Here is a 16,090-nt window from a genome sequence, read left to right on the forward strand (position 1 = left end):
TATACTATAAAGAAAAAGGGTGGGGTGCATCGCTGCAGCCCACCCCTAAAATAATTAGAGAGTTATAAAAAATTAAGTTCTTATTAATTTTCTCATTTTACTCTGCAGCCTGAAGCTGCTCAATAATTTTCATACCCTCATCCACAGCTTGCATGTTGAGCGGAATAAGGTTATGGTGACGCTCAGGCAGAGTCTTGAATAGAGCCTTGTTCAGACCTTCGGTGCTAACGATAGGGCAAACTTTAAGCAGTCCACCAAGCACAATCATATTAAACACCTTAGAGTTCTTCAGTTCGGCAGCCTTGTCCATAGCGTCGATACGATATACATTGATGTCCTTACGTGTAGGAGCGTTAATAATACCGAATCCGTCGTATATAAGAATACCGCCGGGTTTGATTTTATGCTCAAACTTGTCGAGCGATGGTTGGTTCAGCACGATAGCCACATCGTAGTGGCTAAGGATAGGTGACGAAATGCGTTCGTCGCTTACAATAACAGTAACGTTGGCTGTACCGCCACGTTGTTCTGGTCCGTAAGCTGGCATCCATGTTACCTCTTTATCTTCCATTAGTCCGGAGTAGGCAAGAATCTTGCCCATAGAGAGTACACCCTGTCCTCCGAAGCCTGCAATGATTATTTCTGCTTTCATAGGTTTGTCGTGTCTTTTAAGTCACCTTTGGGGTACTGTTTAAACATGTTTTCTTCCATCCACTTATTGGCATTAACTGGCGACATCTTCCAGCCGCTGTTGCATGTAGCAACAATCTCGACTAATGACGAGCCCTTGCCTTCCATAGAAGCGGTAAATGCCTTCTTGATAGCAGCCTTAGCCTTGCGGATAGATGCTACATTCTCTACACTCTGTCTTGATACATAGCATGTACCTGGCAGTGTGACAGCTATCTCAGATAGATTAAGTGGCCATCCATGCAGTTTTGGGTCACGTCCGTAAGGGCAAGTAGAAGTCTTCTGACCAATAAGAGTAGTTGGCGCCATCTGTCCACCAGTCATACCATAAATGGCATTGTTGATGAAGATTAGTGTGATGTTCTCGCCACGGTTCAGGGCATGTATACTCTCGGCAGTACCGATACAAGCCATATCGCCGTCACCTTGATATGTAAATACAAGTCGGTCTGGCCACAATCGCTTTATAGCTGTAGCGCAAGCTGGTGCACGTCCGTGTGCAGCCTCTTGCCAATCTATATCTATATAATTGTAGGCAAAAACAGCACAGCCAACAGGGCTAACGCCAACAGCCTTTTTCTGCATGCCCATTTCCTCGATAACCTCTGCCACGAGTTTGTGAACCATACCATGTGAGCATCCAGCACAATAGTGCATGTGGGTGTCATTGAGAAGATCCGGTTTCTTATAGACCAGATTCTCTGGTGATATTATATCGTTCATACCAATTTCTCCTTTAAAACGTTAACCATTTCTTCCGGCTCTGGCACGATGCCACCGAGTCGACCATAATGCACTACTGGCACGCTACCGCTAACAGCAAGCTTAACGTCGTCAACCATTTGACCTGCGTTAATCTCGGCTACCAATATGCCCTTGACATTCTTTGCAGCTGCCTCAATCTCTTTTGATGGGAAAGGCCACAATGTAATAGGTCGCAACAAACCAACCTTGATGCCTTTTTTGCGAGCCATCTCGATAGCTTTCTCTGCTATACGTGCAGCACTACCAAATGCTACAATCATATAGTCGGCGTCGTCCATAAACTTTGTCTCGTAGCGCACCTCGTTCTCACGTATAGTCTTATACTTCTCCTGAAGGTGGATGTTGCGCTCCTCCATAACCTCCGACTTCAGTTCAAGAGATGTTATAACGTTGCGTTTGCGGCTACCATCGCATCCTGTAGAAGCCCAAGGACATTCTTTCAGAATTTCTTCCTCAGTACGACGTGGCTTGAAAGGAGGCAACACTACCTTCTCCATCATCTGTCCGATTACACCGTCGCTAAGAATCATAGCCGGTGTGCGATACTTAAAGGCAAGTGTAAAGGCAAGGTCTACAAAGTCGGCCATCTCCTGTACCGAGTTTGGCGCAAGTACAATGACATAGTAGTCGCCATTGCCACCACCACGTGTTGCCTGGAAGTAGTCGCTCTGTGAAGGTTGTATAGTACCAAGACCAGGACCGCCACGTTGTACATTTACGATAAGTCCAGGAACCTCGGCTCCAGCCATATAGCTGATACCTTCCTGCATAAGCGATACGCCAGGACTTGAAGAAGATGTCATAACCTTCTTGCCGGCACCTCCACCGCCATATACCATGTTAATAGATGCCACCTCGCTCTCTGCTTGAACCACAACCATACCGGTAGTTTCCCAAGGTTTAAGTTCAGCAAGTGTTTCGATGACTTCGGTTTGTGGAGTGATAGGATAGCCAAAGTATCCGTCTACACCACAGCGAATAGCAGCGTGGGCAAGAGCCTCGTTGCCTTTCATAAGTTTAACTTCTTGTTCTGCCATAGTGATTAGTCCTCCATTTTTTTACGATAAACAGTGATACATCCATCGGGGCATACAATTCCGCACGAAGCGCAACCGATGCAGTCGTCAGGATTTACCGCCTCTGCATAGCGATAGCCATGCACGTTGACAGTTTTCGCTGTCAGAGCAATTACTTGTTTAGGGCACGCCACCACACATAAGGAGCAACCCTTGCAGCGGTCGGTGTTGACCACGATGGCACCTTTAATTTTTCCCATAATGATTGTATTTAGAAATAAGGGTTTTTAAGTTGTTTTATAGGCGTCTTTTTTACTAACCTTTATTTTTAAGGATTGTACATATCTTTACAACGATAAGCAAGAATGTCGTCGAGCATACGTTTAGCCTCAACAGCCGGCGACTGCGGGTCAAGAGCTATAGCCTCGAGATAGTTGTCGAGAGCATGTTGCCAGTCGCCCTTGCGTCTGTATTCATTGCCAAGCTTGTAGAATTCGTCTGCTGTCATACTTGTTTTAGTATTTATATTCTTGCTTTTATTTGTAATATTCTTTCTTGCCTGCTGCCAGTGTGTTCTTCATAAGCGAGCATATTGTCATAGGTCCGACACCACCAGGAACTGGTGTTATGAAGGAGCACTTAGGTGCAACCTCGTCAAACTTAACGTCACCGTTCAGTCGGAAACCGCTCTTTCTTGAAGCGTCGGGCACACGTGTTGTACCTACGTCTATTACCACTGCACCTTCCTTTACCATATCGGCTGTAACAAAGTTGGGTTTGCCTATAGCAGCAATAATGATGTCGGCATCAAGACATTCCTTTTTGATGTCCTTGGTGTGCGAGTGGCATACAACCACTGTTGAGTCGCCATATTGTTTCTGCATCATAAGCTGTGCCATTGGTTTGCCAACGATGTTGCTTCGTCCGAGTACCACGCATTTCTTGCCTGATGTCTCTATTTTATAGCGCTTAAGCAATGTTATAATACCCAATGGAGTTGCCGATACGAAGCAAGGCAGACCTATAGCCATGCGTCCGACATTGATAGGATGGAAGCCATCGACATCCTTGCGGTAGTCGATAGCCTCAATTATCTTTTGTTCGTCGATATGCTTAGGCAATGGCAGCTGTACGATGAATCCGTCAACATCCTCGTCCTGGTTAAGACGGTCTACACAAGACAGAAGTTCCTCCTCGGTAACATCGGCTTCGTATCGTATAAGTGTCGACTTAAAGCCACACTTCTCGCATGCCAATACCTTGTTCTTGACGTATGTTTCCGAACCTCCGTCATGACCAACGAGTACAGCAGCCAAGTGGGGCTGTTTGCCGCCTGCTGCAATAATGTCCTTCACCTCTTTGGCTATTTCAGCCTTAATGGTTTCGGCAGTTGCTTTTCCGTCTATCAGTTGCATATTCTATTGTTATTTAAAATTTCGGCATTCCAGGCATACCTTTCATCTTGCCCATCATTCCAGCCATCTTAGCCATGTTAGTGCCAGTAACAAGCTTCATCATCTTGCGGGTTTGGTCAAACTGCTTAATCAGGCGATTAACATCCTGAATATTAGTTCCGCTACCCTTGGCAATGCGCATACGGCGACTCTGGTTGAGTATTTCGGGGTTGGTACGCTCCTTCGGAGTCATACTCTTGATTATAGCCTCGATACCCTTGAATGCATTGTCGTCGATGTCTACATCCTTAATGGCTTTGCCCACACCAGGAATCATGGATGCAAGATCCTTTAGGTTACCCATCTTCTTAATCTGTTCAATCTGTCCAAGGAAGTCGTTGAAGTCGAACTTGTTCTTCTGAATCTTCTTCTGCAAGCGACGTGCTTCTTCTTCGTCAAACTGTTCTTGGGCACGCTCTACAAGGCTTACTATATCGCCCATGCCAAGTATACGGTCTGCCATACGTGATGGATGGAACACATCGATAGCTTCCATCTTCTCGCCAGTACCAACAAACTTGATAGGCTTTGTAACTACAGTGCGGATAGACAAAGCAGCACCACCGCGTGTATCACCATCGAGCTTGGTCAGAACAACACCGTCGAAGTCGAGACGGTCGTTGAATTCCTTGGCTGTATTTACAGCATCCTGACCTGTCATTGAGTCGACAACGAACAAAGTCTCGTCAGGGTTTATAGCGTTCTTGAGATTAGAAATCTCATTCATCATCTCCTCGTCAACAGCCAGACGACCCGCTGTATCGACAATAACAACATCGTTGCCTTTGGCTTTAGCCTCCTTTATGGCATTGTTGGCAATAGCCACAACATCCTTGTTGTCTATTTCGGAGTAAACAGGTACACCTACTTGTTCGCCAACCACCTTCAACTGTTCAATGGCAGCAGGACGGTATACGTCGCATGCCACGAGCAAAGGCTTCTTGTGCTGTTTGGTCTTGAGCATATTGGCAAGCTTGCCAGAGAATGTAGTCTTACCCGAACCTTGCAGACCGCTCATCAATATGATAGCAGGTTTCTTGTTGAGGTGCAATTCTGCTGCCTCGCCTCCCATAAGTTCGGCAAGCTCGTCGTGTACAATCTTGACCATAAGTTGGCTCGGCTTCACAGCTGTAAGCACGTTCATACCGAGGGCTTTCTTCTTAACGGTGTCGGTGAACGACTTTGCCACCTTGTAGTTTACGTCGGCATCAAGTAACGCACGTCTTACATCCTTTAGGGTTTCAGCAACGTTAATATCTGTAATTTTGCCTTCGCCTTTTAGAATCTTGAAGCTGCGTTCAAGTCTGTCGCTTAAATTTTCGAACATATATGTTTCTTATTTTTATTATTTCTATTATCTGTTATCAGTATACTGCAAAAGTAAACAAAAAATAATGACAAACGGGAAAAGTCTGTATGTATTTAATTTATTTTAAAACAGTTTTCGCCAAAAATGCGCACATGTATATAGTTTGTGCACACAGCCTCTGTACCTATTTATATAGTGGTACAAAAAATGCTGCTATTTGGCACGAACCCTTGCATGTTCTATGCATATCAGCTCCTCTGATACGAGCTGTCTTACAGCATTGTCCACAGCGTCTTTCGAGGCGTCAACGTTCAGCAGTTCGGTTTTGTTGTGCCATTCGCCATCGGCGAGTAATGCCATTATTTTTTGCCTTGCGTCCTTGGCGTCAGTCTCTGTTTGTTGTTCGTTCTTTCGGACCAAGCACACATCGCATTTGCCACAGTCGGTCGATTCCTCCTCGCCAAAGTAGTCTAGCAGTTGTCTGCTTCGGCATACATTATTGTTCATGGCATACTGCAGCATTTTCTTGATGTGCCATTCGAATAGTTTCTTGCGGTCTTCGTAAACCGATTTTGGTATTACAACATTCTCGGGCAATTCCCGGTCGCGTGTGTATGTCACCAGTGGAACTGTGCGTTGTGGAATAAAGTGCACAATACGCCTTTGGTTCAGACTCTTGAGTATAAGGTATACCTTATTAATAGGTAATCCCGAGAGTTGTGCTATGCGGCTCTCGTCAATATATCGGTAGTCGGTAAACATGCCGCTATACTCTCTTAGCGCCACGCTTATCACCGCCTCCTCTTCTGGCGAAGAGTTGTTGAGTACGTACAGCTGGTCGCGCTCAAGCAGAAATCTTAGTCGTGTTCTCGAGTCAGGGTCGGTTTCATAGTGAATATATCCGGCACGCGACAGAATACGTAAAGCCGAGTTGACGATAGTAGGAAAATGCTTGAAAGTGCGTGCAAACTTGTCTACATCCAATTGGAACGTGTGTCCATATCCCGTGTTTGCTGCTATCTGCAAGAAGTAGGCAAGGTGCTCGTATATCTTTATTATTGTCTCTTTGTCGGGATATTCTTCGGCAATGCGTTTAAGCAGTCGGTTGTTGTCGCTTGCATTGTACAGCAACACAGCGTAAGCCTTGTTGCCGTCGCGTCCTGCTCGTCCTGCTTCCTGAAAGTAGGCTTCTATGGAATTTGTGCAGTCGTAGTGTATAACAACCCTAACGTCAGGCTTGTCAATACCCATGCCAAAGGCGTTGGTTGCCACCATAACACGCTTTGCATCATCGTGCCATTGTTTCTGCCTTTCGTCTTTAGTGCCAGGTTCCAGTCCGGCATGGTAGAATGTGGAGCTTATGCCGTTCTGTTCAATCAGTTGGCTTATCTCCTTGGTGCGTTGCCTGCTGCGCACATACACAATGGCGCTGCCCTTTACCGACTTAAGTATATGTATCATTTCGGCCTCCTTGTCAAGCGTTTGCCTTACAACATAGGCAAGGTTTTTGCGCTCGAAGCTCATCTTGAACACATTGTCAGCCTTGAATCCCAACTGCCTTTGTATATCGTCCACCACTTGTGGTGTAGCCGTAGCCGTAAGTGCCAGTACCGGAACATTAGGCTTAAGCCGTCGTATGTCGGCAATATGCAGATACGAGGGACGGAAGTCGTAGCCCCATTGCGATATGCAATGTGCCTCGTCCACCGTTATAAAGCTCACTTTTATGCGCTCAAGCTTCTGTCTGAACACATCTGTGCCAATACGCTCGGGCGATACATACAACAACTTGGTGTTGCCCAGTATGCAGTTGTCGAGCACCGACATAATCTCATGACGCGACATACCCGAGTATATGGCAGCCGCTATTACCCCTCGCCTTCTCAGATTCTCCACCTGGTCCTTCATCAAGGCGATAAGAGGAGTGATGACAATGCACACGCCCTCTTGTGCAAGAGCCGGCACTTGGAATGTAAGCGACTTGCCTCCACCAGTAGGCATCAGTCCCAGGGTGTCTTTGCCCTGGGCAATGCTGTGTATTATGTCGCTCTGGATACCACGGAATGCGGGATAACCCCACACCCTGTGCAATATATCCAGATACTTCTTCTCGTCCATATATCTCAGTCGTCTTCTTCGGCCGGTCTGATATCTTCAATCTGCAGCTGCACCATATTGCGCTTAAACACGTTGTCCTCGATGGTGTAGGCAATGTCAAAGCTACGTTTCGACTTGATGTATCTTGCCGAAGCGCTCTGTCCGAAAGCAATGCCGTTGACCACGTTGCTCGATTTTGAGTCTACCAGCTCAAGCTTTATGTGCTCTTGTTCTCTGCCCACAACCTTGCTTGTGCCGTAGTCGTAAACACCTGTGGTGCAGAACAGTGGCTTGGGGTTGCATGGTCCGAAGGGGGCAAAGCGCTTAAGATCCGAGTGCAACTTCTTGGTAATGTCTCTAAAGTCAATCTCGGCATCAATATTCAGCATAGCCTCGGTTTGTTCGGGCTGTATGTGCTCATCAACATATTGCTGGAACCGTTTGCGGAACTGCTGAATGTCGTTCCACCGCAAAGTCAGTCCGGCAGCATATGTATGTCCGCCAAAGTTTACCAGCAAGTCGCGGCAACTCTTTATAGCCGAGTATACATCAAAACCAGTAACGCTACGTGCCGACCCCGTAGCAAAGTCGCCATCACGAGTCAGCACTACCGTAGGCCGGAAGTAAATTTCGGTAAGTCTGGATGCCACAATACCTATAACACCCTTCTTCCAGTTTTCATCGTACAGCACAATAGACGATCTGTGGCATTGGCTCTCCAGTCGCGACACAATATGATTGGCCTCCTCCGTCATCTGCTTGTCTATGTCCTTGCGCTGTTCGTTGTAACAGTCGATGTGCTTAGCCTTTTCCAGAGCGCCCGCAAAGTCTTTCTCCACAAGCAAGTCCACACTCTCGCGTCCATTCTCCATACGTCCCGATGCGTTGATGCGCGGCCCAATCTTGAAGATTATGTCGCTCATGGATATGTCTCTGCCCCCCAGTCCGCATATGTCGATAATAGCCTTCAGTCCAATGCTTGGGTTTTGGTTAAGTGTCTTCAGACCGTGTAAGGCAAGAATGCGGTTCTCGTCTGTCACAGGAACAATGTCGGCGGCAATACTCACGGCGCAAAGGTCGAGCAATGGTATGAGTCGTGCAAACGGAATGCCGTTGTTCTTGGCAAAGGCTTGCATTAGCTTAAACCCAACACCACATCCGCAAAGATGCTTGAACGGATAGCTGTCGTCAGGGCGTTTGGGGTTAAGTATAGCCACAGCAGGCGGCAGTTCCTCATCGGGCATGTGGTGGTCGCAAATGATGAAGTCGATGCCAAGCGACTTGGCATAGGCTATTTCCTCCACTGCCTTTATGCCGCAGTCCAGTATAATGACAAGCTTCACGCCAGCCTCCTTGGCATAGTCAATACCCTTCTTGCTCACGCCGTAGCCCTCGTCGTAGCGGTCGGGTATGTAGTATTCAATATTCGAGTAGAACTGTTGTATGAATTTGTACACCAGTGCCACTGCCGTGCATCCGTCCACGTCGTAGTCGCCATAAACCAGTATGCGCTCCTTGCGCCCCATAGCGTCGTTCAGACGGTCTACGGCAAGGTCCATGTCCTTCATGAGGAACGGGTTGATAAGGTCGGCCAGCTGCGGGTGGAAGAATCTTTTGGCAGCCGACTCTGTTGTTATGCCGCGTCTGATGAGCAGCCAGGCGAGTATTGGGCTGATATTCAGCTTCGCCCCCAGTTCGTCGGCCGCCTGTTTCTCCTCTGTCGTAGGTGGCTTGTAATTCCATTTGAATAACATTATATATAGTATTTGTTTTTTCTTTTTCGGTGTGTGGGGTGGCGGTGTGCTTGCCTGTTATATGGGCAAACCGCGTGTAAAGTTACAAAAATATTACGTAACAATGTAAGAATGCTAAGGTTTTAAAGTATTTTTTTGTAATTTTGCAAGCTGTAATTTGTATCAGTATGAAAATAGGATTCGACAACGAGAAGTATCAGAAGATTCAGTCTGAACACATTAAGGAACGTATTTCACAGTTTGACGGAAAATTGTACCTCGAACTTGGGGGCAAGCTTTTCGACGACCATCATGCTAGCCGTGTGCTTCCGGGCTTTATGCCCGACAGCAAATTGCGCATGTTTCAGAAAATTAGCGACAGCATCGAGATTGTTATCGTTATCAGTGCCACCGACATCGAGAAGAACAAGAAGCGTGCCGACCTTGGCATAACCTATGACGAGGACGTGCTGCGTTTGCGTGGCGAGTTTCAGAACCGTGGCTTTATGGTTGGTTCGGTTGTTATAACCCACTACAACGGGCAGCCCGCCGCCATTGCCTTTCGCCAGCGGTTGGAGCGCGACGGCATCAACACCTATTGCCATTACCTTATTGAGGGCTATCCTCACAACGTGGACCTCATAGCGTCGGACGAGGGATTTGGCAAGAATGACTATGTTGAAACCCGTCGCCCCTTGGTTATTGTTACGGCTCCGGGCCCTGGCAGCGGCAAGATGGCTGTATGCCTTAGCCAGTTGTACAACGAGCACAAGCGTGGCGTGCGTGCAGGATATGCCAAGTTTGAGACTTTCCCTGTATGGAATCTGCCCTTGAAGCACCCAGTAAACATTGCATACGAGGCTGCCACTGCCGACCTGAACGACGTCAACATGATTGACCCCTTCCACCTTGAGGCTTACAACAAGATAGCTGTAAACTACAATCGCGACATCGAGATATTCCCCGTGCTCAACGCCCTGTTCGAGGGTATCTACGGCAGCAATCCATACAAGTCGCCTACGGATATGGGGGTCAATATGGTGGGCTTCTGCATAAGCGACGACGACGCTTGCTGCGAGGCCTCAAAGAACGAGATTGTACGCCGCTACTATGCAGCCACCAACAAACTTGCATGTGGAGCTTGCAACGAGCCGGAGATACAGAAGATACGGATGCTTTTCAATCAGGCTAAGATAACAACCGACTTCCGTCGATGCACCGTTGCCGCCAAGAACTTTAAGAAGGAGACGGGCCATACATCGTCGGCCATAGAACTTGAGGACGGCACCATAATTACGGCTAAGTCGAGCGAGCTGCTGGGATGTTCGGCTGCCCTACTGCTCAATGTAATGAAGCATCTTGCCGGCATCCATCACGACGTAAAACTTATACCGCAGTCGATGATTGAGCCTATACAGCATACCAAGATTAGCTATCTGGGCGGTCGCAATCCGCGCCTCCATACCGATGAGGTTCTTGTGGCATTGTCGGTATTGTCGGAGAAGGACGACAACTGTCGCCGTGCCCTTGAGCAGCTGCCAAAACTACGTGGATGCCAGGTGCATTGCACCGTTATACTGAGCGATGTCGACCAGAAGATATTTAAGAAGCTTGGTGTTGACATCACTTGCGAACCTGTGCTAAAGAGATAAAAAGAACGGAATAATAAGAATAAAAAAAAAACGACAATTACACGAGATTGGGAAGGTACTCGTGTAATTGTCGTTTTTTAGGTTCATACATTAACTATAGTGCGGCACCAAACTGTGTTGTTGGTATTGGCGCTGCGAAGTAGTAGTTTTGGTCGTTGCAGTTGTCAAGGAACATAACTTTCTTCATACCAAAGAATGCAAGTCCGGTAGGGAAGATGCGCTGTATACCAGTAAAACCACCCGACAGAGCAGGACTACCCTGCTGAAGATTGAAATTCCATGAGCGGTCGAAGGCAAGCGGAGCGCCCTGCTGCACGTTGTCAATCTCGCAGTTGATGTTCATCTTATCGCTCTGCTTGAAGTTCTTTAACAGCGGATTGAGCTGTCCTGCCACGCTGCTCTTTATGTCGTTGTCGTTCCAGATAATCATGTCGGCATTCTTCGACATTTGCTTCACACCAGTTTCGGTTGAAGCGAAATAGTAGTTGGGGGCTACTGTAGAGTGTTCGAGGTCGGCACCGTCCTTCTTAGGCTGTTTCAAGCCATAGCGGCAGTCGTATACAAGGTTGTTGACAAATGTCGGTGCAATAGCCTTCTCAAGCCAGACGCTTCCACCCTTCTTGTTCTTGGCGCGACGCCAACCGCAGTTTACTATAGTGTTGTTGTAGGCAGTGAGCTGTGTAAGCGGGATAAGCTCGCTGTTGCCGCTGTTAGACAGCTTGAAAGCATTGGTGCAAGCATTGTATATGATGTTGTTGGCAATATCGAGCTTGCAACCCGCTTTAACGTTGATAGCCTCGCCACCGTCTGTGGCATTGCCGTTGTCGGCAAATATACAGTTGTATATCACACCTTGGCCTCCTGTGAAATAGGTTTGGTCGTTGTAGTTGTCGTGCAAGAAACTGTTTGCCATTACAAATTTGCCATTCACGTTGCAGAAGTGGAATGCAGGCACGCCACCATCGATAGTGCTCTTGAAAAGGTGGTTTTGGAATGATGCCGATGATTCGGTAGGTGTTGCTCCGGCATAAGCCAAATCCACGTGGTTGAGCACAACCTCCTGGCTGTTGTATCCACAGATGATGCCACCCCAATCCTCAGTCTTCTTTGTGTCTGATGTAAAGGTTACGGGATGCTCGGTTGTTCCCATGCAATATAGATTGCCAAGCACCACAATCTCGATAGGCACCTGCACATCCGACTTGCATGTTACGGTTACACCTGGCTCTATATAGAGCGATGTGCCTACAGGTATCTCCACACTTTCTGTAAGCGTAGTGTCCTTGGTCCATACAACTGAGCCAATTGGGTATTCGGCAATCTTGGTCTTAAGAACTTCGGTAGAACCTTGGTTCTGGTTGCTGCCATTGTTGTTAAACTCATAAGGGTTGATGTTGTCGTTCTCGCACGACGAGCCTACAAAGGCAGCTGCTGCCATAAGAAGCATTGCAGCAATGTTTTTGTTATTTCTTTTCATATCGTTTTTGTCTAATTATATTTTCACTCTAACTCCGACAAGATACGTTCTACCATATTTATATGTTCCTACAATAGTCTTGTCCGAGCTTTGTCCCTCATATTCGAGGTTGCTCTGGTTTACAGTTTTGAGATAACGCTCGCGCTTTGCGTCAAGCAGATTGTTTGCTTTCAGGAATACCGACACGCCGCAAGGAAACTTCTTCTCCATACTGAAGTCGAGTCCGAACATTGCCTTATCCCACTGGTCGGCATCCTTAAACGGCGACACAAGGGCAAGCTTAGTACCTGTGTAGGATGCAGCAAGCTGAGCGTTCCATCCGTAGTTGGTGTCCTTGTACAGCAAGGAGAGGTTGGCTGTGTGCGGGGCCTGATTTACGAGCGGACGGCTTTGTGTAACACCTGTCTTATACTCGGCGCTGCCTTCCTTATACTCGCGCTTGCTGGTTGTTATTCTTGAGTGGGTGTAGGTATAATTGGCCTTAATGCCGAAGTGGCGTATGTACTTCACCACGTCAATCTCGAAACCATAGTTCTTGGCATTGCCAAGGTTGTCGGGCATATAGTAAGCATCGGCTCCGCTGCCCAACTTGCCGTCGGCAGCCACGAACACCTGCTCAATAGGATCTTGCAGATACTTATAAAACACGCCTGCCAACACTTGCTCGGTAGCCGATGGGAACCACTCCCAACGCAAGTCTATATTGTCGATGCGTGCTCGCTTAAGGTTAGGGTTACCCTTCTCCTGATACTCCTCGCCCATAATCTGGTAAGGCACAATCTCGTAGAAGCCCGGACGGTTGATAGAGCGATAGTACGAAAGGCGCACGTTCATCTTCTTTGTCGGTGTCCACTTGAGCGATGCCGATGGCAACCAGTCCCAATAGCTTTGCTCGCCTACCTGTCCCATGTTGCGGAACTTCTGCAGCATAGTGTATATCTGGTTGGTATGCTCGGCACGCAAGCCAGCGTTCAGTTCGCCCCATCTGCTCTTAAGAGTTGTCATGATGTAGGCAGCGCCAATGTGTTCCTTCGAGTCGTAGTTGAGCTGTGATGCCTGCGAGTATGGTGTCTTGCAAGTCCAGTCGATAGCTGCAAACTGGTCAAAGCCGTTGCCGTCGAGTTTCTGCGATATGTCGGTAGGAGTGAAATTGTACGAGTAGTATCTGTTGCCACGTTCCTTACGGCGATACTGCGCTCCAGCTTTCCACAAAGCGTTTATGTCGTTGCCAAGCTGTGAGTTGTAAGCGAGGTTGATGTATCCAGCCCAGTCCTTGTCGGTGTTGTGCTGAAAACGTCGCTCCATATTCTTAGGCATCGTCTTCAGGATGTTCTTATTGCCGCTCCAAAGCGAACCGTCTACACCATCTGCCGACTGAATGGTATTGGTCAGACTAAGATACACGCGGTCTGGGTCTTCTGATTTAGCTTGCGAGAATATTCCTGCCCAGTCAACCGTGAAGTCTTTCGTAAGATGATGAGTGCCCTTGATATGTGTGGCAAAGATGCTCTGTGTCTGCGATAGCGAGCGTGTCTCGTCGTCCTGTGTGTAGCTGTCGCTGGAGATATATTCAGTATTAACAGTGTTGTTGTAGCGTACTCCCTTCGAGTTGGTGCGCACGTACATGTTGTACCACTCAAATTTGTTGTTCTCCAGCTGCAAGTCTACCTTGGCATGAACGCCCGCTGTAAGGTCGTGTATTGAATAATATCGGTGCTGAAGCGAGTATATGTACATTGCTTGTTCGCCCGAAGCCATCTTTACCGAATTGTAAGTGCGCTCAGTTCCGCGGAACGTGTTCTGTATACTGCCCGCAAGCATCACGCCAATGCGATCCTTCCAGAAGCGGTTACCTATTGACAGACCGCCTACGAAGTTGGGTGCCGGCATCGAGTGGCGGCTTATCTGTGTAGGTCCGCTTGCAAAGTCGGATGTAGTAGCCTTATATTCAGGACCATTTACTTCGTATGGAGCTTTATGTGTATAGTCGCTTCGGTTGGACGTTAGATAGTCGCGGCTGTCTTTCCAAAAGTAGTCGCTTGCGCCTACAGCAGCATTGGCCTGAATTTGGAAGTGAGATGGTGCGTCCTTCATCACCATATCCACCACGCCACCAGCTGCATCGCCCTCCATATCAGCGGTCAACGATTTGGACACCACAAGTCGGTCCATAAGGTCGGACGGGAAAATATTAAGGGGAATATAGCGGTTCTTGTCGTCAGGGCTTGGTATCTTAACTCCATTTACAAGCGTATAGTTGTAGCGCTTGTCCATGCCTCGTAGTATGGCGTACGAAGCTTCGCCCGAGGCATCACGCTCCATAGTGACGCCCGACACACGTTGCAGTACGGTTGCCACATTCACGTCGGGTGACAGTTGTATGCTTTGCTGGCTCATCACATTAAGCACGTTGCCGGCTGTCTTCTCCATGTCTATTGCGCTGCGGTCGGAATGATATTCTTTATGTCCTTTGATCACCACCTCGCCAAGTTCGCGTAGGTCCTCGTCGAGCGTAATGTTGACAATGCCTTTATCCGAAACATCAACCGGAATCTCACGTGTCTTGTACGATATGTATCTTACGACGAGTGTGTATCGACCCTTGTTGGGCAACTCGTGCAAGGTAAATGATCCGTCAAGACCAGTTGTTGTCTTGACGCTTGGCAACTCCTTCACTTCTATCACCGAGCCAATAAGAGGCTCACCCGTACGATTGTCCTTGACAATGCCGTCGAGGGTGTGTGCTGTGGCTACTGTAGTAGAAACTGCAATAAGGGCTACACTTAGCAGAAACTGTTTCATATATGTTAATGTATTATGAAGTAGTTGAGGCTTTTACTTCTTAAGCTTTTCAATTGTATGTATCACCTTTCCGTCCTTGTCGATCATCGACATTCTCAACTTCTGCTTTGTGGCAGAGATGATAGAGAATCCGTCTGCTGAAGAGCAGAATACAGTTCCATCGGTCTGCTTAACTGGTCGGGCCAATGAGGCCGACGAGTTTACAACGTAGTCGATATTGTCGTTGGGCATACGTATGTGCTGGAAGTTGTGGATGTGTCCGCAAGCATATATAGCCACATTGTTATATTTATGCAGGATAGGCATCACATTCTTCTGCATGTCGGTACGTTCGTATTCGGCCTTTGTAGTGTAGGCATAGATAGGATGGTGTCCTACCACAACTACCCAATCCTCATTAGCCAATTTCAATGTGCGGTCGAGCCAATCGAGCTGAGCTTGTGGGTCTTGCTTGCAAGCATCAGGATATTTAGTGTTGTTCTCACGATAACGGTCGATAAGTGGAGTAGTGTCGAGGAAGACGATACGAATAGTTGTGCCCTTGCTCTCAAACACCTTAGTATAGTATCGAGCCGGCATCATCCAGCGGCGGCTTACCTTACCATAGTCTAATACAGCCTGTGTGTTGCCTCTATACTCGTGGTTGCCAAGTACCGGAAACCAGTCGAGCATCAGTTCGGGATGCGAATATACCTGCTCGTAGTTGGTAGTCCACAGTGGGTCGTTGACCGAAGCTACACCGTTGAAATGATGAATATCGCCAACGGCAAGCACACATTCCATGCCCGTAGTCTCAGCCATATGTCCCATAAGTTCGGCAATAGGCTTCTGGTCGTAATAGCCATTGCGTCCAAGGTCGTTAGCCATGTACAGCGTTACGTCGCCTTTAAGTTGTTTCCATTCTTTTGGGGTTTGAGCTTGCAAATGCAAGCAACCAAGCAACATAAAGGTTGCTGCGAGAACGGTAGTTGTGCTTCTACCGATGGTCTTTAATAAATTCATTGTGTAATACTTTTATAATATTGTTATACCTGTTTTGTTATCTTTCACGATGCAAAGGTAGATATGGTTTATTGCAATACGGTTACAGATGTT

General features: G+C 47.5%; 13 protein-coding genes. 1 reads left to right on the forward strand and 12 read right to left on the reverse strand.

From position 1 onward, the window contains the following. Positions 1–97: 97 nt before the first annotated feature. The 9 genes from C9991_RS06900 to recJ all read right to left on the reverse strand — a co-directional run bounded on the left by C9991_RS06900 (position 98) and on the right by recJ (position 9,085). A complete protein-coding gene (locus tag C9991_RS06900) occupies positions 98–652 on the reverse strand; it encodes a 2-oxoacid:ferredoxin oxidoreductase subunit gamma family protein (RefSeq protein ID WP_106811866.1) in 555 nt (184 codons plus the stop codon). Then, positions 649–1,413 (reverse strand): thiamine pyrophosphate-dependent enzyme, encoded by a 765-nt coding sequence (locus tag C9991_RS06905; protein WP_106811867.1) that lies wholly within the window; start codon positions 1,411–1,413, stop codon positions 649–651. Before C9991_RS06905 ends, C9991_RS06900 begins: the two co-directional genes overlap by 4 nt. Next, entirely contained in the window at positions 1,410–2,492 is a 1,083-nt protein-coding gene (locus tag C9991_RS06910; RefSeq protein ID WP_106811868.1) for a 3-methyl-2-oxobutanoate dehydrogenase subunit VorB, read from the reverse strand. The genes C9991_RS06905 and C9991_RS06910 overlap by 4 nt, the downstream gene beginning before the upstream one ends. 5 nt (positions 2,493–2,497) lie before the next feature. Then, positions 2,498–2,731, reverse strand: a complete 234-nt coding sequence (locus C9991_RS06915; protein ID WP_106811869.1) for a 4Fe-4S dicluster-binding protein — start codon at positions 2,729–2,731, stop codon at positions 2,498–2,500. Positions 2,732–2,799: 68 nt separating this feature from the next. Further along, entirely contained in the window at positions 2,800–2,979 is a 180-nt protein-coding gene (locus C9991_RS06920) for a tetratricopeptide repeat protein (RefSeq protein WP_106811870.1), read from the reverse strand. Between the two features lie 28 nt (positions 2,980–3,007). Beyond that, positions 3,008–3,886 carry a bifunctional methylenetetrahydrofolate dehydrogenase/methenyltetrahydrofolate cyclohydrolase FolD gene (gene folD, locus C9991_RS06925; RefSeq protein ID WP_106811871.1) on the reverse strand — a complete coding sequence of 293 codons (879 nt, stop codon included), beginning with the start codon at positions 3,884–3,886 and terminating at the stop codon, positions 3,008–3,010. A 13-nt stretch (positions 3,887–3,899) separates the two neighbouring features. Continuing rightward, the gene (ffh, locus tag C9991_RS06930; RefSeq protein WP_106811872.1) at positions 3,900–5,252 is read right to left on the reverse strand and encodes a signal recognition particle protein; all 1,353 of its coding nucleotides are present in this window, start codon (positions 5,250–5,252) and stop codon (positions 3,900–3,902) included. A gap of 195 nt (positions 5,253–5,447) precedes the next feature. After that, positions 5,448–7,352 carry a RecQ family ATP-dependent DNA helicase gene (locus C9991_RS06935; protein ID WP_106811873.1) on the reverse strand — a complete coding sequence of 635 codons (1,905 nt, stop codon included), beginning with the start codon at positions 7,350–7,352 and terminating at the stop codon, positions 5,448–5,450. Between the two features lie 5 nt (positions 7,353–7,357). Then, positions 7,358–9,085: a single-stranded-DNA-specific exonuclease RecJ gene (gene recJ, locus C9991_RS06940; RefSeq protein WP_106811874.1), complete on the reverse strand. Its 1,728-nt coding sequence runs from the start codon at positions 9,083–9,085 to the stop codon at positions 7,358–7,360. 167 nt (positions 9,086–9,252) lie between these two features. Here recJ and C9991_RS06945 point away from each other — a divergent pair, with 167 nt between their 5' ends. Beyond that, positions 9,253–10,716 (forward strand): DUF1846 domain-containing protein, encoded by a 1,464-nt coding sequence (locus C9991_RS06945; RefSeq protein WP_106811875.1) that lies wholly within the window; start codon positions 9,253–9,255, stop codon positions 10,714–10,716. Positions 10,717–10,810: 94 nt separating this feature from the next. On the opposite strand, the gene C9991_RS06950 is transcribed toward C9991_RS06945, so the two are convergent. The 3 genes from C9991_RS06950 to C9991_RS06960 are packed head-to-tail and all read right to left on the reverse strand — an operon-like array spanning position 10,811 to position 15,997. Further along, positions 10,811–12,193 carry a hypothetical protein gene (locus tag C9991_RS06950; RefSeq protein WP_106811876.1) on the reverse strand — a complete coding sequence of 461 codons (1,383 nt, stop codon included), beginning with the start codon at positions 12,191–12,193 and terminating at the stop codon, positions 10,811–10,813. A 15-nt stretch (positions 12,194–12,208) separates the two neighbouring features. Continuing rightward, positions 12,209–14,995, reverse strand: coding sequence for a TonB-dependent receptor (locus tag C9991_RS06955; RefSeq protein ID WP_106811877.1), 2,787 nt, complete (start codon positions 14,993–14,995; stop codon positions 12,209–12,211). A 33-nt stretch (positions 14,996–15,028) separates the two neighbouring features. Beyond that, positions 15,029–15,997: a metallophosphoesterase gene (locus C9991_RS06960; RefSeq protein WP_106811878.1), complete on the reverse strand. Its 969-nt coding sequence runs from the start codon at positions 15,995–15,997 to the stop codon at positions 15,029–15,031. Positions 15,998–16,090: the final 93 nt, after the last annotated feature.

Source organism: Prevotella merdae, assembly GCF_900290275.1.
Taxonomy (GTDB): Bacteria; Bacteroidota; Bacteroidia; order Bacteroidales; family Bacteroidaceae; genus Prevotella; species Prevotella merdae.